Here is a 26,182-nt window from a genome sequence, read left to right as displayed (position 1 = left end):
TTGTGACGCGCCACAAGTAATCAATTCTGATGGCCTTCACTCATGCAAAGATGACGCGATCGATGCAGGCCCAACCAAAACCTCGTTTGGGCCTGTACTTCCCTGCGCCAAGGGGATAGGTGCCCCCCCTTGTTGTCTGAGGCCAAGAATTCGGCCTCGGAGACTGTGGCGAACCCAATATGGTCGAGGAACGGTAATGAAGAAAACTCTGGCGGACGCGCTGGAAGGGCGTGGTTATACATCCCTTACGGCGGTGCAGGAGGCAGTGACCGATCCTGAAACCATTGGCAAAGACCTTTTGGTTTCGGCGCAAACCGGTTCTGGCAAAACCCTTGGTTTCGGATTGGCGATTGCACCGGGGCTTTTGGGGGACAACGATCACTTTGATCAGGCTGGGGCACCCCTGGCGCTTGTCATCGCGCCAACGCGGGAACTGGCATTGCAGGTCAAACGTGAATTGGCCTGGCTATTTGAAAAAGCGGGCGCCGTTGTTGCATCGACCGTTGGTGGTATGGACATGCGTGACGAAAGGCGGGCGCTGGCGCGCGGCGCGCATATCGTTGTTGCCACCCCCGGACGCCTGCGCGATCACATCATGCGCGGCTCGATTGACCTGACGGCGCTTAGGGCTGTTGTCCTGGATGAAGCGGACGAGATGTTGGATCTGGGTTTCCGCGAGGATCTTGAATTTATCCTTGATGCCGCCCCGAAAGATCGCCAGACGCTGCTGTTTTCGGCCACGGTACCGTCGGCCATCGCCAAGTTGGCAAAAAGCTATCAACGTGACGCGGTTCGTATCGCAACGACCAGTGGAGCGACCCAACACGCCGATATCGACTATCGGGCATTCCGGGTGGCCCCACGGGACGGTGAAAACGCCATCATCAATGTTCTGCGTTTCTACGAGGCCCCGAACGCCATCGTATTTTGCAACACCCGCGCCATGGTTAACCGTCTGACGACCCGCCTGTCCAACCGCGGATTCTCGGTCGTGGCGCTATCCGGCGAACTGTCACAGACCGAACGAACCCATGCTCTGCAGGCGATGCGGGATGGGCGTGCACGTGTGTGCGTCGCCACCGATGTTGCTGCCCGTGGAATCGATCTGCCAAATCTTGATCTGGTCATCCACGCCGAACTGCCAAGCAATCAGGAAACATTGCTGCACCGATCCGGCCGAACGGGTCGTGCCGGACGCAAGGGTGTTAGCGCCATGATCGTGCCCGGCAATGTTCGCAAAAAGGCTGAGCGGTTGCTGGGTTGGGCCAAACTGACCGCAGATTGGTCAGATGCCCCGAGCGCCGATGCAGTATCTGCGAAAGACGAAGAACGGATGTTGGCCAGCCCCGATTGGTCCGAGCCGGCTTCCGATGCGGATCGTGCACTGATCGACAGGATGATCGACACTTTCACACCTGATCAGATTGCCGCCGCCTATCTGCGGAAGTATCGCGAACAGCACTCAGCCCCTGAGGAGCTGTCAGACATCAATGAGGCCGCCAAACCGCGTGAGGCGTTTGGCCCGAGTGTGTGGTTTTCGCTGGCGGGTGGACGTGCCGTTGGGGCTGAACCCAGGCGCCTGTTGCCGATGGTGTGTAAACTGGGGAAACTTTCCCGCGAGGACATCGGTGCCATCCGTATTCAACCAAACGAATCCCTCATAGAAATACGGGAAGGTTCGGTTTCAGGGTTCTTGGCGGCGATTGGGCCAGCGATGGTAATGGAAGACGGCGCAGCCCTGACACGATTGTCGGGCGCGCCCAAGTTTGACAAGTCGCCGCGTCGTCCTGCTCCGTCTAAGCGCAAAGATAAATCACAGCGTCACTCCGGTACGGATGAACGGGCAGCAGCGTCAAAAGGTGAACGACCCGGAACGACACAGCCTGTTGATTGGAACGATGATCCGGTTCCACGAGTTAAAAAGCCCAAATCTACAAAGCCGAAACACCCAAAACCTACCGCGCCCAACTCCAAGGGCGTGGTTGCAAAAAAGCCCCGTAAATCCCGTCAGGCCGATGATGCAGAGGGAAAGAAGCTGGAAGGCAAAGGTAAGCGTACTCGCGGACCCAAGCCCCCGGTTGGAAAACCCTCCAGCAAAAAGAACCGTGCACGCAAGTTGAAGGCAGGCAAATCAGGCAACTCTGAGTAAATTTCGGGCCAAGACCTATGTCTGAGTGGGTGTATGGGCAGGCACCCTTACTGCAGGTGCCATGGTATGGGGTCTACACTTTCAGGGCGCTGCCGCGTGCGTTCTTCCCCGGGATCCCCAGGTTTTCTGGGTTTCGCCTAACGCTTTCGGTTACGCTCCTGGTCAAATTCGGGCTTTGAACTGCTATTCCCCAAATGCATATCGGCTAGACCATAATTAGCGTTGTTAGCGGTACCGACTGCGCCTATCTCAACCTTGTCCAAGACAGGAACAAACAAGTGACATCGGGGAATACGCCCCGACATTCGAAAGGAATTAAGATATGGCACATACAGCAACACTGACACATGGCGGCTTCAACCTGACCGCACATATTGCGAATTTTATCGAGCGCGTAAAAGAAAACCGCGCCCGGGCGAACGAGTATAACCGCACCTTCACCGAGCTCCAGCGTCTGAGCAATCGCGAGCTGGATGATATCGGTCTGCGCCGCTGCGACATCGCTGATATCGCGCGTGAGCACGCGTACTGTTCGTAACACCCTACCACTCACCAAAAGAGAGGCGCCATTCGGGCGCCTCTTTTCGTTATGGGTTGGGTGCGACAACAAACCTTGCAACTGAATGCGCAACGCTGTACAGCGCTCCGGTGGCAATGCGCCCACGAGAATCAAAACCAAGAAATGCCGTGTCTGACCCATCACGCTTCGGGGTCACTTCCGGCGAAGGAGAAGCGATATGAAACTGAACGAATTGCGCGATAACCCAGGCGCCACACCGAAACGAACCCGCGTTGGCCGTGGTCCCGGTTCCGGCAAAGGTAAAATGGGTGGCCGTGGTATCAAAGGCCAGAAATCCCGTTCGGGTGTGGCGATCAATGGCTACGAAGGTGGCCAGATGCCACTGTACCAGCGCCTGCCCAAGCGTGGCTTCAACAAGCCGAACCGCAAAGCATTTGCCGTTATCAACCTGGGCCTGATCCAGAAATTCGTCGACGCCGGCAAGCTGGACGCCAAAGCAGCGATCACCGAGGATGCACTAGTTGCCTCCGGTCTGGTTCGTCGCAAGCTGGATGGTGTCCGCGTGCTAGCCAAAGGCGAGATTAGCGCCAAAGTGAATCTGGAAGTTACCGGTGCTTCGAAAGCTGCTGTTGAGGCGGTTGAGAAAGCGGGCGGCTCACTTACGGTCACAAAAGCTGCTGCGGCAGAGTAAGCGCTTGTGAGCGGGCCAAGACCCGCTTACATAGACCTCAGAGTTTTCCAAGACGCCGCCCGAGCCGGAAAACGGTTCCGGGCGGTGTTTTCATAAGAGAGACCGATTTATGGTATCAGCAGCAGAACAAATGGCAGCCAACACAAGCTGGGCTGCCCTTGGTAAAGCCACCGATCTGCGCAACCGCATCCTGTTCACGCTTGCATTGCTGATCGTCTATCGCCTGGGCACCTTCATTCCGGTGCCAGGGATTGACGGACAAGCGCTGCGCGAGTTCATGGAGCAGGCGGGGCAGGGCATCGGCGGCATGATTTCGATGTTCACCGGCGGGGCGCTGGGGCGGATGGGTATCTTTGCCCTCGGCATCATGCCCTATATCTCGGCCTCGATCATCGTACAGCTGCTGACATCGATGGTTCCCGCGCTTGAACAGCTCAAGAAAGAGGGCGAGCAGGGGCGCAAGAAGATCAACCAGTACACCCGTTTCGGCACCGTGGCTCTGGCGACTGTTCAGGCCTATGCTCTGGCCGTGTCGTTGGAATCGGGTGATCTGGCGACTGATCCTGGCTTGTACTTCCGCATGTCGACCATGATCACGCTGGTTGGCGGCACCATGTTCCTGATGTGGCTGGGTGAGCAGATCACCGCACGCGGCATTGGCAACGGCATCTCGCTGATCATTTTCGTTGGTATCATTGCCGAGGTTCCGGCCGCTATGGCTCAGTTTTTTGCCAGCGGACGCAGCGGCGCGATCAGCCCTGCCGTGATCGTTGGTGTGATTGCCATGGTCATCGCCGTGATCACCTTCGTGGTGTTCATGGAACGTGCCCTGCGCAAGATCCATATTCAGTATCCGCGCCGTCAGGCCGGTATGAAAGTCTACGAAGGCGGCTCTAGTCATCTTCCGGTTAAGGTGAACCCGGCGGGCGTGATCCCGGCGATCTTTGCCAGCTCATTGCTGTTGCTGCCGGTGACGATCTCGACCTTCTCGTCGGGCGCGACCAACGGGCCGGTTATGTCTTGGCTGCTGGCCAACTTCGGCCCCGGACAGCCGCTCTATCTGCTGTTCTTCGCCTCGATGATCGTGTTCTTTGCCTATTTCTACACGTTCAACGTATCGTTCAAGCCGGACGATGTGGCGGACAACCTGAAAAAGCAAAACGGCTTTGTGCCTGGCATCCGTCCCGGCAAGAAAACCGCCGAGTATCTGGAATACGTGGTCAACCGTGTGCTGGTTCTGGGTTCGGCCTATCTGGCGGCTGTCTGCCTGTTGCCGGAGATCCTGCGCGGTCAGTTTGCCATTCCGTTCTATTTCGGCGGTACCTCGGTTCTGATTATTGTCTCGGTGACCATGGACACGATCCAACAGGTCCAGAGCCATTTGCTGGCGCATCAATACGAAGGGCTGATTGAAAAGTCCCAGCTGCGCGGCAAAAGCAAGAAACGCGGCAGAAAGGGAGCTGCTCGTCGATGAACATCATTCTTCTGGGCCCCCCGGGGGCAGGCAAAGGCACGCAGGCGCGTCACTTGGTTGAAACCCGCGGTATGATCCAGCTGAGCACAGGTGACATGCTGCGCGAAGCGCGGACCAGTGGCACAGAGATGGGCAAGAAGGTTGCGGCCATCATGGACGCGGGCAAGCTTGTCACCGACGAGATCGTAATCGGCCTGATCGAAGAGAAGCTGACCACCGAAAAAGGCGCAGGTTTCATCTTTGACGGCTTCCCCCGCACATTGGCGCAAGCCGATGCTCTGGCGGCCCTGCTGACCAAGCTGGGCCAGTCGCTGCACACCGTGATCGAGATGCGCGTAGACGACGACGCTCTGGTGGATCGGATCACCGCACGCTCGACCTGTTCGGGCTGTGGTGAGGTCTATAACGACAAGACAAAGCCGATCCCCGCCGATGGTGTCTGCACCAATTGCGGCGAGCAGAAAGAATTCACCCGCCGCGCCGACGACAACGAAGACAGCCTGCGCACGCGTCTAATGGAATATTACAAAAAGACCTCCCCGCTAATCGGCTATTACTACGCCAAAGGCGATCTGCGCCCCGTAAACGGGCTGTCAGATATCGGCGAAGTAACAGCGTCGATTGAGGCTGTTCTTGGCTGAGCCTAAAATGGGCTTGACGGCACTGCCAAAAGCCCATATCGACCCCCATCCCTGAAGGGAATCAAGATCGCATGCGGGATTCGTCCCAAATGCCCCGACCACCTCGAATAATACTGGGCCCTCTGGCGTCACTGCCACGGTCAAGTGTTGTGAAAAAAGGTTCCGGAGCTACGGAACCGCAACAAAAAGGAAAGTGACACGTGGCACGTATTGCCGGCGTAAACATCCCGACTGCAAAGCGGGTACCAATCGCCCTCACATATATCACCGGTATAGGAAACACCTCGGCGCAGGCGATCTGCGAAGCCGTAGGCATTGAAGCGCACCGTCGCGTTAATGAGCTGTCCGACGCCGAAGTTCTGGCCATCCGCGAGCACATTGATGCAAACTTCACCGTTGAAGGTGACCTGCGTCGTGAAGTTCAGATGAACGTCAAGCGCCTGATGGATCTGGGCTGCTATCGCGGTCTGCGCCATCGTCGTAACCTGCCCGTTCGCGGTCAACGTACTCACACCAACGCTCGTACTCGCAAAGGCCCCGCAAAGGCCATTGCTGGTAAGAAGAAATAAGGGGGGTCTGACTGATGGCACGCGAAAAGACTCGTACCAAGAAAAAAGAGCGCAAGAATATCGCATCGGGCGTCGCCCATGTGAATTCGACCTTCAACAACACCAAGATCCTGATCTCGGACGTGCAGGGCAACGCCATTGCATGGTCGTCGGCTGGGACCATGGGTTTCAAAGGGTCGCGTAAATCGACACCCTACGCCGCTCAGATGGCTGCAGAAGACGCAGGCAAGAAGGCGCAGGATCACGGCGTCAAGACGCTCGAAGTCGAAGTTCAGGGCCCCGGTTCGGGTCGTGAATCGGCTCTGCGCGCGCTGGCTGCAGTGGGCTTCAACATCACGTCGATCCGCGACGTGACGCCGATCGCTCACAACGGTTGCCGCCCGCCGAAGCGTCGTCGCGTCTAAGCGATATTGAATTGAGCTGGGGCCCGCGTTTTCGCACGGCCCCAGCACGTCATTTTGAACCTCGGGCGTCTGCACCTTGTTGGTCATGGGGCGCGGACAGGAATGGAGGGATTACATGATCCATAAGAATTGGGCAGAATTGATCAAGCCGACCCAACTTGACGGCAAGCCGGGCAACGATCCCGCGCGTCAGGCCACTCTGGTCGCCGAGCCGCTGGAACGTGGCTTTGGTCTGACTCTGGGCAACGCGCTGCGCCGCGTTCTGATGAGCTCGCTGCAAGGCGCGGCCATCACCAGCGTTCAGATCGACAACGTATTGCACGAGTTCAGCTCGGTTGCGGGCGTTCGTGAGGACGTCACCGACATCATCCTGAACCTCAAAGGTGTGTCGCTGCGCATGGAAGTCGAAGGGCCCAAGCGCCTGTCGATCAATGCCAAAGGCCCCGCAGTTGTCACCGCAGGCGACATCAGCGAAAGCGCCGGTATCGAGGTTCTGAACCGCGATCACGTTATCTGTCACCTCGACGATGGCGCCGACCTGTTCATGGAACTGACCGTCAACACCGGCAAGGGTTACGTCTCGGCTGAAAAGAACAAGCCCGAAGATGCGCCCATCGGCCTGATCCCGATCGATGCGATCTATTCGCCGGTCAAAAAGGTTGCCTATGACGTTCAGCCGACCCGTGAAGGTCAGGTTCTGGACTATGACAAACTGACCCTGAAGATCGACACCGACGGTTCGATCACGCCGGAAGACGCGCTGGCCTTCGCCGCACGTATCCTGCAGGATCAGCTGTCGATCTTCGTCAACTTCGACGAGCCGGAATCGGCTGGCCGTCAGGACGAAGACGATGGTCTGGAATTCAACCCGCTGCTGCTGAAGAAAGTGGACGAGCTGGAACTGTCGGTCCGTTCGGCAAATTGCCTGAAGAACGACAACATCGTTTACATCGGCGATCTGATCCAGAAGACCGAAGCCGAGATGCTGCGCACCCCGAACTTCGGCCGCAAGTCGCTGAACGAGATCAAAGAAGTGCTGTCCGGAATGGGTCTGCACCTCGGCATGGATGTCGAGGACTGGCCGCCCGACAATATCGAAGATCTGGCGAAGAAATTCGAAGACGCGTTTTAAGCGCGTCTTCCCCAATGCCCGGGCTGCCGGGGAATGTAAGGGCGATCATGCCCCAAGGAGAGCCGGTGACACGCATCGCTGGCCAGACAAAGCAAAACGCTGAAGAAGGAACTAGAAAATGCGTCACGCACGTGGTTACCGCCGCCTGAACCGTACTCATGAGCACCGTAAAGCTCTGTTTGCGAACATGGCAGGCTCGCTCATCGAACATGAGCAGATCAAAACAACTTTGCCCAAGGCAAAAGAACTGCGCCCGATCATCGAAAAGCTGGTCACTCTGGGCAAGCGCGGCGACCTGCACGCCCGTCGTCAGGCCGCTTCGCAGCTGAAAGAAGACAAAGACGTCGCAAAGCTGTTCGAAATCCTGGGCCCCCGTTATGCCGAGCGTCAGGGCGGTTATGTCCGCATCCTGAAAGCGGGTTTCCGCTATGGCGACATGGCCCCGATGGCGATCATCGAATTCGTTGACCGCGATCTGGACGCCAAAGGCGCGGCTGATAAAGCCCGCGTCGTCGCCGAAGAGGCTGCAGACGAGGAATAAGAAAGCGCCGCTTTCTGATTTTGGCCCCCGCGTCCCGGACGCGGGGGTTTTCTTTTGCGCTCTGTGAAAGACTGGAATGAGTCGGAACCTAGTTGCTTTCGGCTTTCAGAATGCTATCCGTTGACGCACCTGCCGAAAGATTGGCGTCAGAGAAATCCTGTGTCTCCGGCAGCTCCAGATACAGAGATGAAGTGTGATCAATTTTGATCTGCCCGTGGGACAGGACGTAGTCCAGAACATGGCCACCCTTGGTGCGATCCTCTGAGATGAAATGCAGGTGATATCCCGGAACGCCTATGCCTACCGCGTAGTCAGGGCAGCGGAAGCCTAGAATTGTGCCTGTGACATAACCCAGCTCAAACTCGGCCTGCGTCTTTACAACTTCTAACAAGGGTTTGTAGGGCCGATCTTGCCGCAGGACGTTTCGATACTTGATGTACTTGATCAAGCCTGTAAAGCGCACCGCATAGAACAGGTTTTTCGCCTCGGCCATGGCATCCAGTTCATCCTCAAAGGCTTCTTTGTCTACTGGCGCACCCAAGGGCAGGGAAACAGTCGGTTCGAAATTGATGACAGCAGCATAAGGTGTCAGCGCGCTGTCACTTGAAACCGAGGCCTTACCTTCCCCGTCGAGGCGATAAGCAACGCCGTCCAGAACCACCATTTCTCCGTCCAGCGCATTGAATGTACCCAGACCGAAATCTCCGTGTTTCAGTAATTGCCCGATGGAAACGGTCCCATCATAGACACCCTGCATGATCGCGCTCAGTAAGGAGGTCTGGTAATACTCGTGCGCGTGCTCGTCTGGGCTGAAATGCTGCTTCCGATGATGAGAAGCAAGGGCCGTCGCAAAGGTCAGTTCCCGATCCGGATGCATGTTCGTTCTCCTTCGGTGTTTAATACCCTGCATTCAGTATATCCTCATGTGCCTTCAGTAAGTGAATTGGCCAAGGCCCCAAGCCACTTGCATTCCCGCTATCTGCCCCGCATATCCGATGGGCAGTGTTTCCGGAGGGTCGACTATGCTGAGAATTATGTGTTCCATTGTCTTGCTGATGGGCACGGTGCCAGCCGCCGCGGAAACGCATGTTCCGAAAAACCAGGCCGAAATCAGCCTTGGGTTCGCCCCGGTCGTCAAGCAGGCTGCTCCGGCGGTGGTGAACATCTATGCCAAGATCGTTCGGCAAGGGCGGGCCAACCCATTTTTTTCCGACCCATTCTTTCAGGATTTCTTTGGCCGCGGATTTAGTGATCCTCGTCCCCGGGTTCAGAATTCTCTGGGATCCGGCGTCATCCTGTCTGCGGATGGCTATGTGGTCTCAAACTACCATGTTGTTGGATCGGCAACCGAGATCCAGGTGGTGACAACCGACCGGCGGGAGTATTCGGCCACCGTGGTCTTGGGAGACAAGGAAAGCGATATTGCGATCCTGAGGCTCAACGAGGCAAGCGAATTGCCTTTTCTGCGGTTGCGCGATTCTGATCAGGTCGAGGTGGGGGAACTGACCCTTGCCATCGGCAATCCGTTTGGTGTGGGGCAGACGGTATCGTCGGGCATCATCTCGGGGCTTGCGCGGACTGGAACAGCCACGGGCAATGCGCGGGGGTATTTCATTCAGACGGATGCGGCAATCAATCCCGGCAATTCGGGCGGCGCGCTGATTGACGTCAATGGTGATCTGATCGGCATCAACACCTCGATCCTGACACGTTCCGGTGGGTCGAACGGGATCGGCTTCGCTATCCCGGCCAATCTTGTAGCCGAGTTCCTGCGGCAAGCGCAGGCAGGCAATGACAGCTTTATCAGCCCCTGGGCAGGCATGGCCGGACAGCACATGAGCGCGGATATCGCTGAATCTCTGGGTTTGGTTGTCCCACTGGGTGTTGTAATATCCGACCTGCATGTGCTGAGCCCGCTGGCCGAGGCGGGCCTGCGGGTTGGTGATGTGGTCACCCATGTTGATGGGGACGAGGTGAATTCCCCGGCCGAGATGAAGTTTCGCATGGCGATTGCCGGAGTGGGCGGCAAGTCGGTCCTGACCCGGATGCGGGGCGAGGGTCGCGCGGACATCGAGATTGCGCTGATCAAAGCGCCCGAAATACCTGCTGCCGATGAAACCACATTGGGTGAGGATACGGCGCTGCCCGGCATGGTGGTGTCCGGGGTCAATCCAGCGGTCATCGTGCGGCATCGTTTGCCACTGTCCCAGACCGGCGTTGTTGTGATAGATCCCGGCCCATACGGCGCTCGGGCAGGATTGCGCGCAGGTGATGTTTTAGACGGAATCAACGGCGGTACAATCGCCGCTCCCGCTGATGTCGTCCAGGCCCTGACCGACCCTGGGCGCCGGGTCCGAGTCGAGATTGAGCGTGGAGGTCGTTCAATCTCATTGCGATTCAGGCTGTGACCCGTGAGTGATCTGTTCGATACCGGGTCCACCGAGCCAGCGACCGCACCGCACAGGCCGCTGGCGGACCGGCTGCGTCCGCAATCCTTGCCCGAGGTAATCGGGCAAGAGCAGGTGTTGGGGCCGGATGCGCCCTTGGGTGTGATGCTGGCTTCGGGCAGCCTGTCCAGCCTGATCTTTTGGGGTCCGCCCGGCGTTGGAAAAACAACGATTGCCCGATTGCTGGCGCAGGAAACCGATCTGCATTTCGTACAGATCAGCGCGATTTTCACCGGCGTCCCGGATTTAAAGAAGGTGTTTGAGGCTGCCAAAATCCGTCGTCAGAACGGGCAGGGCACCTTGCTGTTCGTTGACGAAATCCATCGTTTCAACAAAGCACAACAGGACGGGTTTCTGCCGCATATGGAAGACGGCACAATCCTGCTGGTTGGTGCAACCACCGAAAACCCGTCATTCGAGCTTAACGCGGCGCTGCTCAGTCGGTCTCAGGTACTGGTTCTTGAACGTCTCAGCCTTGCCGATCTTGAGCGCCTGACTCAGCGCGCCGAGAAAGAGATGGGCCGAGCTTTGCCCCTGATCCCTGCGGCCCGCGAAGCGTTGCAAGAGATGGCAGATGGGGATGGGCGGGCGTTGTTGAATCTGATCGAGCAGGTTGCCGCCTGGAAGGTGGATGCACCTCTGGATTCCGATGCATTGTCGACGCGCCTGATGCGGCGGGCAGCGAAGTACGATAAGTCAGGGGATGAGCACTACAACCTAATTTCGGCACTGCACAAATCCGTGCGTGGGTCAGACCCGGACGCGGCGCTCTATTGGTTTGCGCGAATGCTGACCGGCGGCGAAGACCCGCGTTATCTGGCGCGCAGGATCACACGGATGGCGGTTGAAGATATCGGCTTGGCTGATCCGCAGGCGCAGTCGATCTGTCTGCATAGCTGGGAAACCTACGAAAGGCTGGGCTCGCCCGAGGGTGAATTGGCGCTGGCACAGGCGCTGGTCTATCTGGCGCTCGCTCCGAAATCGAACGGGGCCTATGTGGGGTATAGAGCCGCTATGCGGCTGGCCAAGCAATCGGGCAGCGAACCACCGCCCAAGCATATCCTTAACGCACCGACATCGCTGATGAAAGATCAGGGTTATGGGGCAGGTTACGCCTATGACCACGATGCCGAGGATGGGTTTTCGGGCCAGAACTATTTCCCCGATGATATGGAACGACCGGTTCTCTATCAGCCGGTCGAGCGCGGGTTTGAACGCGAGCTGAAAAAGCGGTTGGAGTATTTTGCCAAACTGCGGTCTCAGCGCAATCCGGGGTAGGCTTGACTCTGCACGCGATGCGCGCGACAGACGCGCATGATTTCTAAGGCAATGAAACAAGCACAATCCGGGCGGATCAGCCGTGCGGAACAAGGGGCAATGGCATGAGCGGCGTACAGGTGATTACCGTAGCAGAGGGCGATGGCGACCAGCGGCTGGATCGTTGGCTGCGCCGTCTGTTTCCCCATGTCAGCCAAGGCCGGATTGAGAAGATGTGCCGCAAAGGAGAGTTGCGCGTCGATGGCGGGCGCGTCAAAGCCTCGGCCCGGCTCGAGGTTGGGCAATCTGTACGGGTACCTCCATTGCCGGATGCCGATCATAAGCCGGCTGTTGTGACACATCGTATCTCGGATGCGGATACAAAGATGATCCAGTCCTGTGTGATTTATAAAGATGACGATGTTCTGGCGCTGAACAAACCGCATGGGCTGCCGGTTCAGGGCGGAAGCGGTCAGTCCCGCCATGTGGACAGCCTGTCCGAGGCATTACGATTTGGGTACGATGAGAACCCGCGCCTTGTGCATCGATTGGATAAGGACACATCCGGCGTTCTGTTGATGGCCCGCACGCGTGAGGCCGCCAAGGGGCTGACTGCAGCCTTCCGGCATCGCAACACCCAAAAAATCTATTGGGGACTCGTTGCTGGGGTTCCGACCCCTTATTTGGGCGAGATCAAGACTGGTCTGGTTAAGGCTCCGGGGCACGGCAAACAGGGTGAAGGCGAGAAGATGATCGCTGTGCATCCGAGCGAAGTGAACGATACGCCCGGCGCAAAACGCGCGCATACGCTCTATGCCACTTTGTACCGGGTCGCGGGACGAGCGGCTTGGGTCGCGATGGAGCCGGTCACCGGGCGCACCCATCAGTTGCGTGCGCATATGGCGGCGATCGGCCACCCGATCATCGGAGATGGAAAATACGGCGGGTCGGGGCAGGAAAATCTCGGCGATGGCTGGGGCGCGCAGTTGGGTGGCGTCATCAGCAAAAAACTGCATCTGCACGCCCGAAGTTTGTCATTTAAACACCCGGCAACTCGAAAACCCATTTCGATCACGGCCACTTTGCCGGAGCATATGAAGCATAGCTGGGAAACTCTGGGCTGGACCGAGGATCTGGCAACTGACGATCCGTTCGAGGAACTGCGATGAGCGCCCCGTTGCGGCTGGTCCTGTTCGATGTGGATGGCACGTTGGTTGATAGTCAGGGCGCCATTATTTCGGCGATGACAGCTTGTTTTCAGGCGCAATCGCTGTCGGTGCCAAGTCGCGACGCAATCCTGTCCATTGTAGGCTTGTCACTGCCCCATGCGATGGCCCGTCTGGCTGCGGATCAGACGGATCGGGTGCAAGATGCGTTGGTTGACGGGTACAAACAGGCCTATCACGCGCAGCGATTGGAGCTCGGCGCCGCAAGTTCACCACTTTATCCCGACGCGCGTCAGGTGATCGAGGTGCTTCATGCCATGCCAGAAGTGCTGTTGGGGGTGGCAACGGGTAAATCTCAGCGCGGTCTGGACGCGCTGCTGGAAGCGCATGAGCTTGAGCAGTATTTCGTGACCCGTCAGGTGGCCGATCATCACCCGTCGAAGCCGCATCCGTCGATGATCGAAACCGCTCTGGCCGAGACAGGCGTTGATGCCGCGCAAGCGGCCATGGTGGGCGATACCAGCTTTGACATGGATATGGCCAAAGCCGCGCAGGTGGCCGGGATCGGGGTCAGCTGGGGATATCATGATCGCTCGGCCTTGAAAGCGGCGCGGCATGTGATCGAGACTTTCGAACAACTGCCAGGCGCACTGGCGAAGATCTGGGGCTGATGAGATGAGCGATTGGAAACCGAAACGTTTCTGGACCTCTGGCGCTGTTGTTGAGGCTGACGGGGGATACACGGTCGAACTGGACGGTCGCCGGGTCAAAACGCCCGCCAAGGCAGCACTGGTCTTGCCCACACGCACCATGGCCGAGGCGATTGCACAGGAATGGGACGCGCAGGACAAAGAAATCGACCCGACCATGATGCCCTTCACCCGATCGGCCAACGCAGCAATCGACAAAGTGCAGCACCAGCATGGTGAGGTTGCCGATATGCTGGCGGATTACGGCGACTCGGATCTGCTGTGTTATCGGGCGACCCATCCCGAAGCTTTGCAAAAGCGGCAATCCGATGCCTGGGACCCGGCGTTGGATTGGGCTGCCGAAATGCTGGGTGCCCGGCTGGTTCCATTTGTGGGCGTGGTGCATCAGTCGCAGGCAACCGAGGTGCTGCAGCAACTGCGCAATCGGGTGCATGGCCTGAACGCCTTCCAACTGGCGGCGTTTCATGACCTCGTGAGCTTGTCCGGGTCGTTGATCCTTGGATTTGCCGCCGCACAGGAGTGGCGCAATCCGGACGAGATTTGGCGCATTTCCCGTTTGGACGAACTGTGGCAGATCGAACAATGGGGCCATGATGATGAAGCGCACGCAGCCGCCGAAATCAAAAAGGTGGCATTCCTGCACGCCAAGCGGTTCTTTGATCTCTCGATCTGAGACCAAATGGTCTCAATTCGTGTTTCTGAGCCCTATTTTGCCCAAATTGACCAATCGTTTTCCCTGATCCGGCCCTTGACGTTTGTTGATGAATACGCCCAAACTCGGGCCACTAAAGGGGAGACACCTTTTGGGTAACCTTTCTGGCGCGCATGTGCTGGATCGAACCATCTCTAAAAGAGGTGGAAAATCAGGAAGAGGTAAAAATGAAAAAATCCGTAATCTTGGGCATGGCAACGATTGCCGGCCTGGCTGCTGGTGCAGCTGCGGCGGGGACTGTTGACGATGTCAAAGCACGCGGCAAGCTGAACTGCGGTGTGACCACCGGTCTGGTCGGCTTTGCTGCACCTGACGCAAATGGCGAGTGGAAAGGCTTTGACGTTTCGCTGTGCCGCGCTGTAGCAGCTGCAGTTCTGGGCGACGCAAGCGCAGTTGAGTTCGTACCCACAACTGGCAAGACGCGCTTTACAGCGCTGGCTTCCGGTGAGATCGACATGCTGGCCCGTAACACCACTTGGACCTTCAGCCGTGATGTCGACCTGAAGTTCGAATTTACCGGCGTGAACTACTACGACGGTCAGGGCTTCATGGTTCCCAAGGCGTTGGGCGTGACTTCGGCCAAGGAACTGGACGGCGCGACTGTTTGCATCCAAACCGGCACCACCACCGAGCTGAACCTGGCGGATTTCTTCCGCTCGAACAACATCAGCTACGAGCCGGTTCCGATCGAAACCAACGCTGAAGCGCAGCAGCAGTATCTGGCTGGCGCATGTGACGTTTACACCACCGACGCATCGGGCCTGGCTGCAACACGCGCCACGTTCGAAGATCCATCGGCGCACGTCCTGCTACCGGAAATCATCTCGAAAGAGCCGCTGGGCCCGCTGGTCCGTCATGGCGATCACGAGTGGGGCGACGTTGTCCGCTGGACTCTGAATGCTCTGGTTTCGGCTGAAGAACTGGGCGTGACCTCGGCCAATATCGACGAGATGTCAGCTGGCACCGACAACCCCGAGGTGAACCGTCTGTTAGGTACCGAAGGTACTCTGGGCGAAATGCTGGGTCTGAACGCTGACTGGGCTGCCAAGGCGATCAAAGCTGGTGGTAACTACGGTGAAATCTTCGCCACCAACATTGGTGAAGAAACCCCGATCGGTCTGGCGCGCGGCCTGAACGCACAGTGGACCGACGGTGGCCTGCTGTACTCACCGCCGTTCCGCTAAGACATCCAAGGGTAAGGGCGCGGGGAAACCTGCGCCCTTTCTCAATAAATAAGAAACACGCCCGGATAGTTTGAGCAGAGATCAACTCTGCCGACATAACGACGGGATGCACGGGGATATACATAGGTCATGACGACTCTCACTGACCCGCCGAAGGAGCACTTCCGGCTGTCCATGCTCCTTTACGATACGCGGTATCGATCTGCGACCATTCAGGTTATCGCTCTGATCGGTTTCATGCTTCTGGCAGCCTGGATCATTTCAAATACAATTCAGAACCTTGAGGCGCTGGGAAAACCCGTTGAGTTCGGTTTTTTCGGAGAGCCCGCAAGCTATGACATCAACCAGCGACTGTTAGAGTATACATCACGCGACAGCCACCTGCGCGCGGCCTTTATCGGGCTGCTGAATACGCTGGTTGTAGCAGTCTTAGGCTGCATCACGGCAACGATTGTTGGTGTTTTTGTCGGCGTCCTGCGTCTGTCGAATAATTGGCTGATTGCACGCATCATGACTGTCTATGTCGAGATGTTCCGCAATGTCCCTGTTCTGCTCTGGATAGTTCTGGCAATGGCCATCCTGATTGAAGGCCTTCCAGCACCGAATGCATTCAGAGGCGACAACCCGACGGCCACGATGGACTTGTTCAATTCTGTCGCCGTCACCAATCGCGGTGTCTACATCCCGGAATTTCTGTTTTCACGCAGTCTTGGCGACATTCACCTGTTCGGAGCATCAAGCATTCGCTTCAATGTCTCGTTGGATCTGATTGCGGTACTCGTTGTTCTTGCAGGTAGCATCTTTTTCATGCGGAAAGTATCGGCCCGGGCTTCTGCCAAGCAGGAAGCGACCGGCGATCGCCCAACCATCTGGCACATCCAGTTGGGTATTCTGTTCGTCCCGATGATCATCCTGCTCAGCCTTCTGGGCTTTCATCTGGGTTACCCAGAACTCAAAGGGTTCAACTTCAAAGGTGGCACCCATATGCGCAACTCGCTGATTGCGCTTTGGTTGGCCTTGTCGCTTTATACGGCGGCATTCATCGCCGAGATCGTGCGCGCTGGTATTCTGGCCGTCTCGCATGGTCAGACCGAGGCCGCATCTGCGCTGGGCCTGCGCCCGGGTCGCACTATGCGGCTGGTTATCCTGCCTCAGGCACTGCGGGTAATCATCCCGCCGATGATCTCGAACTATCTGAACCTGACCAAGAACTCGTCACTGGCGATCGCGGTCGGATATATGGACATCACGGGAACATTGGGTGGCATCACCATGAACCAGACCGGGCGTGAGCTTGAATGTGTTCTGTTGCTGATGTTGGTCTATCTGTGCATCTCGCTGAGCATCTCAGCAGTGATGAACTGGTACAACAATAGTGTCAAATTGGTGGAGCGGTAATATGAGTGATGTTTCATTTGTCCGCACGGAAATGCTGCCGGAACAAGCGCCACCAGCATCCGAAGTAGGCCCTATTGGCTGGATCAGGCACAACCTGTTTTCAGGTTGGTTCAACTCGATACTGACGCTGGTTTCGCTGTATGCGATCTACTATGTGCTTTCCGGCGTTTTGCCATGGACTTTCCAATCCGTCTGGAACGCCGACTCGCTAAACCAGTGCCGCGAGATCATGATGGCCAAGTGGGGTTCGACCCACGGCCATGCTTGTTGGGCGGTGATCAATGATCGATGGCTGCAATTGCTGTTCGGGTTCTACCCGAGCCACTTGTACTGGCGCCCAATACTGGCATTGGTTCTGTTGTTGATTGCTCTGGCTCCAGTTCTGTATTCAGAGCGCGTGCCAACCAAGCTGTTGATCCTTACAGCCGCGTACCCATTCCTGTTGCCCTTCCTGATGTGGGGTGGAACAATTTGGGGACCAATTTCAGCCGCGTTGGGTTTTGTTATTGGCTGGGGTGTCTATACCGTTGCCAGTAAACAAATAAGCGGCCTGATTGGTATCATTCTGGGCGTCGTTGCGTCGATCATCTGGTGGTTGGTTCTATCCAGCTATTTCGTCGGTGCAATGGACTCGATCCTGCCAATCGGTATCGAGGCCGTGCAAAGCCGTCAGTTCGGTGGCTTTATGCTGGCGATCCTGCTGGGTGTTGTGGCCATTGGCGTGTCATTGCCGATCGGTATCGTTTTGGCGCTTGGCCGTCAGTCGGACTTGCTGATCGTCAAATACCTGTGCGTGGGCTTTATCGAGTTCATTCGCGGCGTTCCACTGATCACCTTGTTGTTTGTGGCCTCGCTGTTGCTGAACCTGTTCCTGCCACCGGGCACCAACTTTGACATCATCCTGCGGGTGATGATCATGATGACCCTGTTCTCGGCCGCCTACATGGCTGAGGTTATCCGAGGAGGTCTGGCGGCATTGCCACGGGGTCAGTACGAAGGCGCTGACAGTCTGGGCCTGAACTACTGGCAGGCACAGCGACTGATCATCATGCCGCAAGCCTTGAAAATCTCAATTCCTGGCATTGTGAGCACATTCATCGGGATCTTCAAAGATACGGTTTTGGTGTCGATTATCGGGCTGTTCGACGTAATCGGACTGGCATCCGCCATCCGCGCTGACACCGCCTGGAACGGCATCTACTGGGAACTGTTCGCCTTTATTGGCGCGCTATTCTTCGTCGTCTGCTTCTCTATGTCCCGTTATTCCATGTATCTGGAGCGCAAGCTTCAGACTGGCCACCATTAAGGAGTTCAACATATGTCTGAACTTGCAATTGACCGTCAAATTGACCGCTCGAAGATGCAGGTGAGCGACGAGGTCGCCATCGAAATCAACAACATGAATAAGTGGTACGGGGCCTTTCACGTGCTGCGCGATATTAATCTGACCGTCAATCAAGGCGAGCGGATCGTGATCGCAGGGCCGTCGGGATCGGGCAAATCCACCTTGATCCGCTGTCTGAACGCGCTGGAGGAGCACCAGCAGGGCACGATCATGGTGGATGGGACTGAGCTGTCGAATGACCTCAAGAACATCGACAAGATCCGGTCCGAGGTTGGCATGGTGTTCCAGCACTTCAACCTGTTCCCGCATCTGACCATTCTGGAAAACTGCACGCTGGCCCCGATCTGGGTGCGCAAGACGCCCAGGAAAGAGGCAGAAGAGCGTGCGATGCACTTCCTGGAAAAGGTGAAAATCCCCGAACAGGCGGATAAGTATCCCGGCCAGCTTTCGGGTGGTCAGCAGCAGCGTGTGGCGATTGCGCGAAGCTTGTGCATGATGCCGCGGATCATGTTGTTCGATGAACCGACCTCGGCACTTGACCCCGAGATGATCAAAGAGGTGCTCGACACCATGATCGAACTTGCCGAAGAAGGCATGACCATGCTTTGCGTCACGCACGAGATGGGCTTTGCACGTCAGGTCGCCAACCGTGTGATCTTTATGGATGCCGGCCAGATCGTGGAACAGAATGAACCGGAAGAGTTCTTCAACAATCCGCAGAGTGAACGGACCAAATTGTTCCTGAGTCAGATTCTGGGACACTAAGTCTCAGTCGTAAAACCGGAAACCGGAAAGGCGGGGGCATTCCCCGCCTTTTTCCATTCCAGCAAAGTGCGTGGAGTGGTGAAGCCAAGAACCTCGCCACTGCCCCAACTGAGAGAGGCCCAATCCGCAATTTCAAAGCGGATGACGGTCGTTGCACAGGTCGGATAATCAGAGAACCGAGGATGCACTGGTTGATGGCGCACCAACCTGTTGGCGAACGCCGCAATACCAGGATTATGCCCCAGCATCAGCACGCTGTTACCTGAGGACGCCATCAATTCGGCAAGCATCTCATCAGGGGCAGCCAGATAAAGAGCTGGGCGGAAATCGACTTTGGGGGCACTCAATCCCAGCCGATCCCACGTTTCTCGCGTGCGCAGGGCGTCTGAACTTAGAACCTCATCTGGTTGCCAACCATTGCTTTGCAACCACCCACCGATTGCCGGGGCCGACTTGCGCCCGCGTTTGCTCAGGGGGCGGTCGTGATCCAAGGCAGAGGGATCATCCCAGTTGGACTTGGCATGGCGGATCAGGATCAGAGTACGGGTCATGGCCGGAGAAACGCATCCATGTGATGTGCCGACTGTTCTGGCTGGCGTTCCGCACCCGAGCTGAACGGGCAGGCGCGACGGGCGATGCAGCCTTCGGTCAGGCAGCTTTGCCCCGCCTGGGTTACGAGATAATCCTTACAGGCAGCAACGTCATAGAAGTTGTGGGCATTCAATGCCTCCACCGGACAGGCTGTGGTGCAAGGGGCATGGCAGTCTGTGCAGGGAGAGCCATGCGATGCGAGTGGAATCTCGAACTCATCCGCGAAATGCAAAGCTCCGCGAAAGGAAATCATCATCCCGACAGTATCATGCACCAAAGCCCCGACCGGGCTGCTGAATGTACGTTCGGATTTAAGTGCCCAGTCGATGAAGGGGGCGTAAGGCGGGCCGCCAAACGGATAGTAGGGCGTGGCCTTCATTTCCAGCGCCAGTTGGCCGATCACCCGCTCGGACCAGCGGTCAACGGGATCAGGCTGACCCTCTCGCCATTCACGCGAGTCTTTCAAAACCGGCCAGAACGCCCCGGCTGCCCCCAGCAGGATCAATGTGCCCTCATGTAGTTGCTTGGCGTTACTCAGCCTCGGATGAAGCGCGCCCATCACGATCAGACCAGCACCCCGAGCAGCGTGTTCTACAACAGCGTAGGGTCCGGCGGCTGACGTCTGCGTTTTTGCACTGTGTCCGATCTGCGGTGCCATTACGCCTCCGGCTGGGTTGATTCAGTCGGGTCGGATCAGTGACCCGGCGCCGTGTTCAGTGAATAACTCTAAAAGAACAGCGTTTGGTGCGCGCCCGTCAAGGATGACAACCGCCCGGACGCCGCTATGCAGCGCGCCCAGCGCAGTTTCTGTTTTGGGGATCATACCGCCTGCGATGGTGCCTTCACGTGTCATCTCGCGAATCTGGCCCGCCTTCAGTTCAGTCACGACATCGCCCGCAGCGTTCTTGACGCCCGATACATCCGTCAGCAGCAGCAGGCGGTCCGCCTTGAGGGCCGAGGCAATCGCTCCGGCCGCCGTGTCACCGTTTACGTTGAAGGTTTCACCGCTTTGCCCCGCACCAAGCGGTGCTATCACTGGGATCACATCATGAGAAAACAAATCATGCAGCACCTTGGGATTCATCTCGGACGGCGTGCCGACAAACCCAAGCGAGGCATCTGTCTGCTCGCACATCATAAGATGCGCATCCTTGCCGGACAGGCCCACGGCCATACCGCCCTGCGCATTAATCGCCTGCACAATGCGTTTATTCACGAGGCCGGACAGAACCATTTCAACGACTTCGACAGTAGGTTTATCCGTGACGCGTTTACCGTTCACGAATTCGGACTGGATATCCAGCTTGTCCAACATCGCGTTGATCATCGGACCACCGCCATGCACGACCACCGGGTTCACGCCGACCTGACGCATCAGAACGACGTCTCGTGCGAAACTCTCCATCGCCTCGTCGCTGCCCATGGCGTGCCCGCCCAGTTTTATGACGACAATGGCCCCATCATAGCGCTGCAGGTAAGGCAGGGCGCTATTCAAAGTGGCGGCGGTGGCGATCCAATCCCGGTTCATTTCACGTGTCTTCATGGCTGAGGTCTCTTTGGCATTCCGTGTTAGGACCTTTGGACGACGCTGCCAAGGGCGAAGCTATTCCAGATGCGCGATGATCGTACGCAGTGTCGGAATTCCGTCGCCTTTTTCGGACGAAGTTAGGACAATCTCGGGGAAGGCCGCCGGGTGTTTCGAAAGCGCGCCGCGTACCTGATCCAGCACTTTTTCCCGATCCTTCACTTTGACCTTGTCGGCTTTGGTCAGAACGCATTGAAAGGTGACGGCGCTGGTATCCAGCAGCTTCATGATCTCGGCATCCACGGGCTTCACCCCATGGCGCGAGTCAATCAGGACAAAGGCCCGTCGCAGGGTCTGTCGACCACTCAGATATTGCTTCAGCAGCCGCTGCCACTTTTCGACCACCTTGATCGGTGCATTTGCATAGCCATAGCCGGGAAGGTCGACCAGATAGAGCTCGGGGCCTTGTGTGAAAAAGTTGATCTCTTGCGTTCGGCCGGGCGTGTTTGACGCGCGCGCTAACCCTTTGGTTCCGGTCAGGCCGTTGATCAGGCTTGATTTTCCGACATTTGAACGGCCCGCAAAGCAAACCTCTAACCGATCCGGCGCAGGCAGGCCGTCCATCGCGACCACGCCTTTCACAAACTCGGACGGTCCAGCAAACAGCTTACGCCCGGCCTCTTTCGAGAAATCGTCTGGTTCTTCAGCCAGCGGAAATGGGAGCGTTGTCATAACAGTTTCACCCCGTCACCGACCCGCAGGGCACCGCCCCGGATCACTTCGGCATAGACCCCAAAATCCTGATGATCCCAACTGTTCAATGCGCCCAGCGTGTCGGCGTCACGCTCACCCGTTTCCGGGTTGGCAGTAGTTGCCAGACAGCGTGTGATCCGTTCCCGAATGCCGAACACGGCTTCACCGATCTGGATTTCTCGTCCTAGCCAATCGAATTCACCCCACGCGGGGAGGCCATCAAACCAGACGTTGTTGCGCCACCGGCCGATCGACAGGGATTGTGTCAGTTTCTCTTCGACCGCGCGATGCGAAGCCATGTTGCTCAAGCTGATCGATGGGAAATCACTGTCGGTCATCCCCCGGCCCGGTACGCGGATGATCCGTGCTGAGGCGGCCCGGTCAGCGGGCATCAGCGGTTTGACCCACTCCAGAAACACGCCCTGTTGCGTTTCGGGATCAAAGCTGAGCTGCGGTCGTTCAGGATGGTTGAGCGTCAGTGTATCCCGATCAAGGCGGGCCGAGATTGCGGCGAGTTTTGGCGCCTTGGAGCCGCGACTGAAATTCGCGCAGGGGACCCACTTTGATCCGTCGGCTTTGGAAGCCTCATGGGCAACTGCCCAAACGCGATCCCCGGGCATGGTCTGCCCGGGGATTACTGTTACCTCTTCAAGGGATTCGCGCCCGTGACTTTTGATTGGGTGCCGCCAAAGGCTGGTGACTGATCCGCTCATTTGTCATCCGTCTTGGGTGTGCGTTTGAAACCCGATTTTATGTTTCCGAACACGTCGGGTTTATAACCCTGACTGCGCATGATCAGGTACTGCTGCGTAAAGGTGATCGTGTTGTTCGCAATCCAGTAAACCACCAGACCGCTCGCGAAACTACCCAGCATGAACATGAACACCCAAGGCATCCAGGCAAAGATCATCGCCTGTGTCGCATCGGTTGGTGCCGGGTTCAGCTTTTGCTGCAGCCACATCGAAATTCCCAGCAGCAGCGGCAAAATACCAAGGAAGATGGTCGCCATCAATGTACCGGGCTCGGGACCTGCCCAGGGCATCCAGCCAAAGAAGTTCATGATCGACGTCGGATCAGGTGCGCTGAGGTCGCGGAACGGTCCGAACCAGGGGGCCTGGCGCAGTTCGATTGTGACAAAGATAACTTTGTACAGAGAGAAGAAGATCGGGATCTGCATCAGGATCGGCAGGCAGCCTGCAGCGGGGTTTACCTTTTCCTTCTTGTACAGCTCCATCATGCCCTGCTGCATTTTCTGGCGGTCATCGCCCGCAGCTTCTTTCAGGGCTTCCATCTGCGGCTGCAGTTCCTTCATCTTCGCCATCGAGACATAGGATTTGTAGGCCAGCGGGAACAGGATAGCCTTGATGATCAGAGTCAGGCCGATGATCGACCAGCCCATGTTACCGATCAGGGCATTGATGTTGTGCAGCAGCCAGAAGATTGGCTTGGTCAGGAAGAAGAACCAGCCCCAGTCGATGCTGTCGATGAATTTCTGAACACCTTCGGACTGATATTCACGAATGGCTTCCCATTCCTTGGCCCCCGCAAACAGGCGGGTCGTCACTTCGGCGGTTTCGCCGGGGGCGACAGTCACTGTCGGCAGCACCGTTTCGGTTTGATAGATTTTGCGGCGTGAATCGTATTTTGCGGCGGCTTTGAATGTTGAGCCCGGTTCCGGGATCAACGTGGTCATCCAGTAATGGTCGGTAAAGCCAATCCAGCCGTCTTCCTTGACCTGATAAGTCTCGGCTTGCGCGCGTTCGTTCGGGTCAATGTCAAAGTCGCGCACATCGCCATAGTCGACCTCGGACAATGTGCCATCCGCCATTCCAATCACGCCTTCATGCAGGATGAAGAAGTTTTTCAGACCCGGCAGATCGCCGTCCTCACCAATCCCGTGCCGGGCGAGAATGCCGTACGGTGCCATGCCGACTTCGGATTGCGTCGCATTTTCAACCGATTGGGTTACGGTGAACATATAGTCCTGATCAACCGAAATGATGCGGCGGAACGTCAGGCCATTGCCATTGCTCCAGCTCAAAGTGATGGGGCTGTCCACGCCCAAGGCCTCACCCTCTTCCAATGACCAGAGGGTGTTGGGGCCGGGAACATCCGTACCCGCCAGCCCGGTGCCCGGGGCCCAACCATATAGGGCATAGTATGCCGATTCTGAGCCTACCGGCGAGAGCAGCTCAACAATGGGCGCGCCTTCTTCGATAGAGACCTTGTAGTCTTTCAGAAACAGCTCATCGATCCGTCCGCCTGACAGAGACAGGCTGCCTTTCAGACGGGGTGTATCGATTTCAACGCGCGGCGCCTGTTTTTCGGGCAGAGTTTCCTCGGCGGTGGCGGTTGCCTCACCCACGGTGCTGGAGGCACTGGGGGTTTGCACTTCCTCGCCTTCCAGAGCTGCGATTTCGGCTTGTTCCTGTGTGGTGGTCTGTTCCGGCGGCGGGAACAGTACGAACCAAACTAGGATCACCAGAAAGCTGAGCACGGTTGCGAGGATGAGATTTTTGTTCTGATCGTCCATCGGGGACAGCCACCTTGAGCAGTGAAACACACCCGGTGGGTTCAACAGAGTGCAGCCCCAAAGGTCAAGCGGAATCGCCCCTCAATTCATCACCGGATAGGATTCTACGCAAGGAATCTGATTATTTCAGCCCATTTTGCGACCGATCTTTGGTGTGCCCCTTAGCTTGGCCCGGTGCGCTGTGATCCAATCAAGGGTCTGCTCGAACGGCATTGGCTTGGCGATCCCGAACCCCTGCACATGATCGCTGCCCAATTGCGCCATCAGTGCATGTTCACCTGGGGTTTCAACCCCCTCTGCAAGTGTTTCGAGATTCAGACGTTCAGCCATTGTCAGGATGGCGCTGACAAGCTGCTGCTGACTGGGATCTTTATCGGCCTTAGCCACAAAAGTCCGGTCGATCTTGATACGCGAGACATCAAAGCGCTTGATCGAGGCGATCGAGGCATGGCCAGTACCAAAGTCATCCAGATCAATGCAGCATCCCAACGCAGCCATGCCAGTTACATTTCGGGTGATCACATCGTCGGGTCGGCGCGAGAACACGGTTTCCAGAATCTCTGCCGCCAGTCTGTCCGGGGTGAGTTCGAATTGATCCAGTTCCCATTTCAGACGGTCGATCAGCCCCGGGTTGCGCAACTCTTCTGATGAGAAATTGATGCCGATTCGGGGAATGACGAGATCTGCACGATCCCAGGCCCGCATCGCCTCGAAGGCGTGATGACGCATGACCTGGCCCAGCCTTTCCATCAGTTCGGCCTGCTCGGCGAATGGCAAGAACACCTGAGGATTTAGCACACCCTTGATCGGATGCTCCCACCGCGCCAGAGCCTCGAACCCGGTGATGTTGCCGGTGTCCGTTGATTCCTGAGGCTGAAACCAGGGGCGGATTTCGCCACTGTCCAGCGCCGCCTCGAACTCTTTCCGCAGATTTGCCCGGACTAGTGATCGCCGGCGGGTCGCTGTTGAATAGGCGCGAATTGTCGACGGTCCGCTTCTTTGCGCCTCGGCCAACGCAGCGATCGCGGCACCAACCCAGTCTTCAACCTCGGCCTGAGGCTGGTTCGAGTGCAGACAAAACCCGATGGAGCAGGATTGATAGACGCTCGCTCCATTAAGCAGAAGAGGCTCTTCGACAGCACTCTGGATGCGGCCTGACATTTGTATGCAGGCTTCAAGATCCAACTGCGACGAAGGGTGAAGGCCGATTATGAACCGGTTCTGATCGATTTGGGAAAACAGGTCGCGGCTTCGGATGATGGATAAGATGCGATCGCTGAACTGCTGCTTTATATGATTGGCTGCGGCCTGCCCGTGCAGGTCCTGAAGATCGGCAAAATCATCCAGGGCAATTGCAATGCAGGCGGCATTTTCGCCATTGGCTTTGGCCGCATCGTTCAGAACCTGCATTTCAGATTGGAAAACGTCATGGGTGACCGAACCGCTGGGGCGCATTCCTGAGCTTCTTGCGGTATACGACCGACTGCCCCAAATGCCGGTTGCGGCAAAAACGAGTGGCAAACCCAGTGCTGTGGTGACAAGCGCGCGCTCGCCGCCCAGCCAGAAGGCGGCCAGACAGACGGCCGGGACAAAGGCCAGAATCTGGGGCCCGGTAAGAAGAACCCGCATAGTATCGAGACATCGGTCAACAGAGAGAAATTTCCGCATCGGTGTT

General features: G+C 57.2%; 26 protein-coding genes. 18 read left to right on the top strand and 8 right to left on the bottom strand.

Annotated elements, in window-relative coordinates:
• Nucleotides 1–196 precede the first annotated feature (196 nt).
• The 9 genes from BLU89_RS09025 (at nt 197) to rplQ (ending at nt 8,121) form a co-directional block, all read left to right on the top strand.
• Nucleotides 197–2,149 (top strand): DEAD/DEAH box helicase, encoded by a 1,953-nt coding sequence (locus BLU89_RS09025; RefSeq protein WP_074736190.1) that lies wholly within the window; start codon nt 197–199, stop codon nt 2,147–2,149.
• Nucleotides 2,150–2,471: 322 nt separating this feature from the next.
• Entirely contained in the window at nt 2,472–2,687 is a 216-nt protein-coding gene (locus BLU89_RS09020; RefSeq protein WP_074736188.1) for a DUF1127 domain-containing protein, read from the top strand.
• Between the two features lie 199 nt (nt 2,688–2,886).
• A complete protein-coding gene (gene rplO / locus BLU89_RS09015; RefSeq protein WP_074736187.1) occupies nt 2,887–3,360 on the top strand; it encodes a 50S ribosomal protein L15 in 474 nt (157 codons plus the stop codon).
• A gap of 109 nt (nt 3,361–3,469) precedes the next feature.
• The gene (gene secY, locus BLU89_RS09010; protein ID WP_074736185.1) at nt 3,470–4,834 is read left to right on the top strand and encodes a preprotein translocase subunit SecY; all 1,365 of its coding nucleotides are present in this window, start codon (nt 3,470–3,472) and stop codon (nt 4,832–4,834) included.
• Nucleotides 4,831–5,475, top strand: coding sequence for an adenylate kinase (locus BLU89_RS09005; protein ID WP_074736183.1), 645 nt, complete (start codon nt 4,831–4,833; stop codon nt 5,473–5,475). Before secY ends, BLU89_RS09005 begins: the two co-directional genes overlap by 4 nt.
• A 200-nt stretch (nt 5,476–5,675) precedes the next feature.
• Nucleotides 5,676–6,044, top strand: coding sequence for a 30S ribosomal protein S13 (gene rpsM / locus BLU89_RS09000; RefSeq protein WP_074736181.1), 369 nt, complete (start codon nt 5,676–5,678; stop codon nt 6,042–6,044).
• A gap of 14 nt (nt 6,045–6,058) precedes the next feature.
• The gene (gene rpsK / locus BLU89_RS08995) at nt 6,059–6,448 is read left to right on the top strand and encodes a 30S ribosomal protein S11 (protein WP_037311698.1); all 390 of its coding nucleotides are present in this window, start codon (nt 6,059–6,061) and stop codon (nt 6,446–6,448) included.
• A 115-nt stretch (nt 6,449–6,563) separates the two neighbouring features.
• Nucleotides 6,564–7,580, top strand: a complete 1,017-nt coding sequence (locus tag BLU89_RS08990; protein WP_010437127.1) for a DNA-directed RNA polymerase subunit alpha — start codon at nt 6,564–6,566, stop codon at nt 7,578–7,580.
• A gap of 118 nt (nt 7,581–7,698) precedes the next feature.
• Nucleotides 7,699–8,121, top strand: coding sequence for a 50S ribosomal protein L17 (gene rplQ / locus BLU89_RS08985; RefSeq protein WP_074736179.1), 423 nt, complete (start codon nt 7,699–7,701; stop codon nt 8,119–8,121).
• A gap of 88 nt (nt 8,122–8,209) precedes the next feature.
• Here the strand turns inward: rplQ and budA are convergent, their stop codons facing one another.
• A complete protein-coding gene (gene budA, locus BLU89_RS08980; protein WP_074736177.1) occupies nt 8,210–8,998 on the bottom strand; it encodes an acetolactate decarboxylase in 789 nt (262 codons plus the stop codon).
• A gap of 145 nt (nt 8,999–9,143) precedes the next feature.
• On the opposite strand from budA, the gene BLU89_RS08975 reads away from it, so the two are divergent.
• The 9 genes from BLU89_RS08975 (at nt 9,144) to BLU89_RS08935 (ending at nt 19,105) form a co-directional block, all read left to right on the top strand.
• The gene (locus tag BLU89_RS08975; protein ID WP_074736175.1) at nt 9,144–10,529 is read left to right on the top strand and encodes a trypsin-like peptidase domain-containing protein; all 1,386 of its coding nucleotides are present in this window, start codon (nt 9,144–9,146) and stop codon (nt 10,527–10,529) included.
• 3 nt (nt 10,530–10,532) lie between these two features.
• Complete coding sequence (locus BLU89_RS08970; RefSeq protein WP_074736173.1) at nt 10,533–11,846, top strand: replication-associated recombination protein A; 1,314 nt, start codon at nt 10,533–10,535, stop codon at nt 11,844–11,846.
• Between the two features lie 104 nt (nt 11,847–11,950).
• Entirely contained in the window at nt 11,951–12,994 is a 1,044-nt protein-coding gene (locus BLU89_RS08965) for an RluA family pseudouridine synthase (protein WP_074736171.1), read from the top strand.
• Complete coding sequence (locus BLU89_RS08960) at nt 12,991–13,662, top strand: HAD-IA family hydrolase (RefSeq protein ID WP_074736169.1); 672 nt, start codon at nt 12,991–12,993, stop codon at nt 13,660–13,662. The genes BLU89_RS08965 and BLU89_RS08960 overlap by 4 nt, the downstream gene beginning before the upstream one ends.
• A gap of 4 nt (nt 13,663–13,666) precedes the next feature.
• Complete coding sequence (locus BLU89_RS08955; protein WP_074736167.1) at nt 13,667–14,374, top strand: ATP12 family chaperone protein; 708 nt, start codon at nt 13,667–13,669, stop codon at nt 14,372–14,374.
• A gap of 206 nt (nt 14,375–14,580) precedes the next feature.
• Complete coding sequence (locus BLU89_RS08950; RefSeq protein WP_074736526.1) at nt 14,581–15,597, top strand: amino acid ABC transporter substrate-binding protein; 1,017 nt, start codon at nt 14,581–14,583, stop codon at nt 15,595–15,597.
• Nucleotides 15,598–15,726: 129 nt separating this feature from the next.
• Complete coding sequence (locus BLU89_RS08945; protein ID WP_074736165.1) at nt 15,727–16,995, top strand: amino acid ABC transporter permease; 1,269 nt, start codon at nt 15,727–15,729, stop codon at nt 16,993–16,995.
• 1 nt (nt 16,996) lies between these two features.
• Nucleotides 16,997–18,301, top strand: coding sequence for an amino acid ABC transporter permease (locus tag BLU89_RS08940; RefSeq protein ID WP_074736164.1), 1,305 nt, complete (start codon nt 16,997–16,999; stop codon nt 18,299–18,301).
• A 12-nt stretch (nt 18,302–18,313) separates the two neighbouring features.
• Complete coding sequence (locus BLU89_RS08935; protein WP_074736162.1) at nt 18,314–19,105, top strand: amino acid ABC transporter ATP-binding protein; 792 nt, start codon at nt 18,314–18,316, stop codon at nt 19,103–19,105.
• Here BLU89_RS08935 and BLU89_RS08930 read toward each other — a convergent pair.
• The 7 genes from BLU89_RS08930 to BLU89_RS08900 form a co-directional block, all read right to left on the bottom strand.
• A complete protein-coding gene (locus tag BLU89_RS08930; RefSeq protein ID WP_074736160.1) occupies nt 19,102–19,656 on the bottom strand; it encodes a SixA phosphatase family protein in 555 nt (184 codons plus the stop codon). The genes BLU89_RS08935 and BLU89_RS08930 overlap by 4 nt on opposite strands.
• Complete coding sequence (locus BLU89_RS08925; protein WP_143030533.1) at nt 19,653–20,354, bottom strand: ferredoxin; 702 nt, start codon at nt 20,352–20,354, stop codon at nt 19,653–19,655. Before BLU89_RS08925 ends, BLU89_RS08930 begins: the two co-directional genes overlap by 4 nt.
• Before the next feature lie 21 nt (nt 20,355–20,375).
• Nucleotides 20,376–21,239 carry an acetylglutamate kinase gene (gene argB, locus BLU89_RS08920; RefSeq protein ID WP_074736158.1) on the bottom strand — a complete coding sequence of 288 codons (864 nt, stop codon included), beginning with the start codon at nt 21,237–21,239 and terminating at the stop codon, nt 20,376–20,378.
• A 60-nt stretch (nt 21,240–21,299) separates the two neighbouring features.
• On the bottom strand, nt 21,300–21,953 hold the full coding sequence (gene yihA, locus BLU89_RS08915) for a ribosome biogenesis GTP-binding protein YihA/YsxC (protein WP_074736156.1): 654 nt from the start codon (nt 21,951–21,953) through the stop codon (nt 21,300–21,302).
• Nucleotides 21,950–22,687, bottom strand: a complete 738-nt coding sequence (locus tag BLU89_RS08910) for an MOSC domain-containing protein (RefSeq protein WP_074736154.1) — start codon at nt 22,685–22,687, stop codon at nt 21,950–21,952. Before BLU89_RS08910 ends, yihA begins: the two co-directional genes overlap by 4 nt.
• The gene (gene yidC / locus BLU89_RS08905; protein ID WP_074736152.1) at nt 22,684–24,507 is read right to left on the bottom strand and encodes a membrane protein insertase YidC; all 1,824 of its coding nucleotides are present in this window, start codon (nt 24,505–24,507) and stop codon (nt 22,684–22,686) included. The genes BLU89_RS08910 and yidC overlap by 4 nt, the downstream gene beginning before the upstream one ends.
• Before the next feature lie 126 nt (nt 24,508–24,633).
• Complete coding sequence (locus BLU89_RS08900; RefSeq protein ID WP_074736150.1) at nt 24,634–26,175, bottom strand: bifunctional diguanylate cyclase/phosphodiesterase; 1,542 nt, start codon at nt 26,173–26,175, stop codon at nt 24,634–24,636.
• Nucleotides 26,176–26,182: the final 7 nt, after the last annotated feature.

The organism is Ruegeria halocynthiae, assembly GCF_900106805.1.
Taxonomy (GTDB): domain Bacteria; phylum Pseudomonadota; class Alphaproteobacteria; order Rhodobacterales; family Rhodobacteraceae; genus Ruegeria; species Ruegeria halocynthiae.
This window is presented reverse-complemented; position numbering and strand designations above follow the sequence as displayed.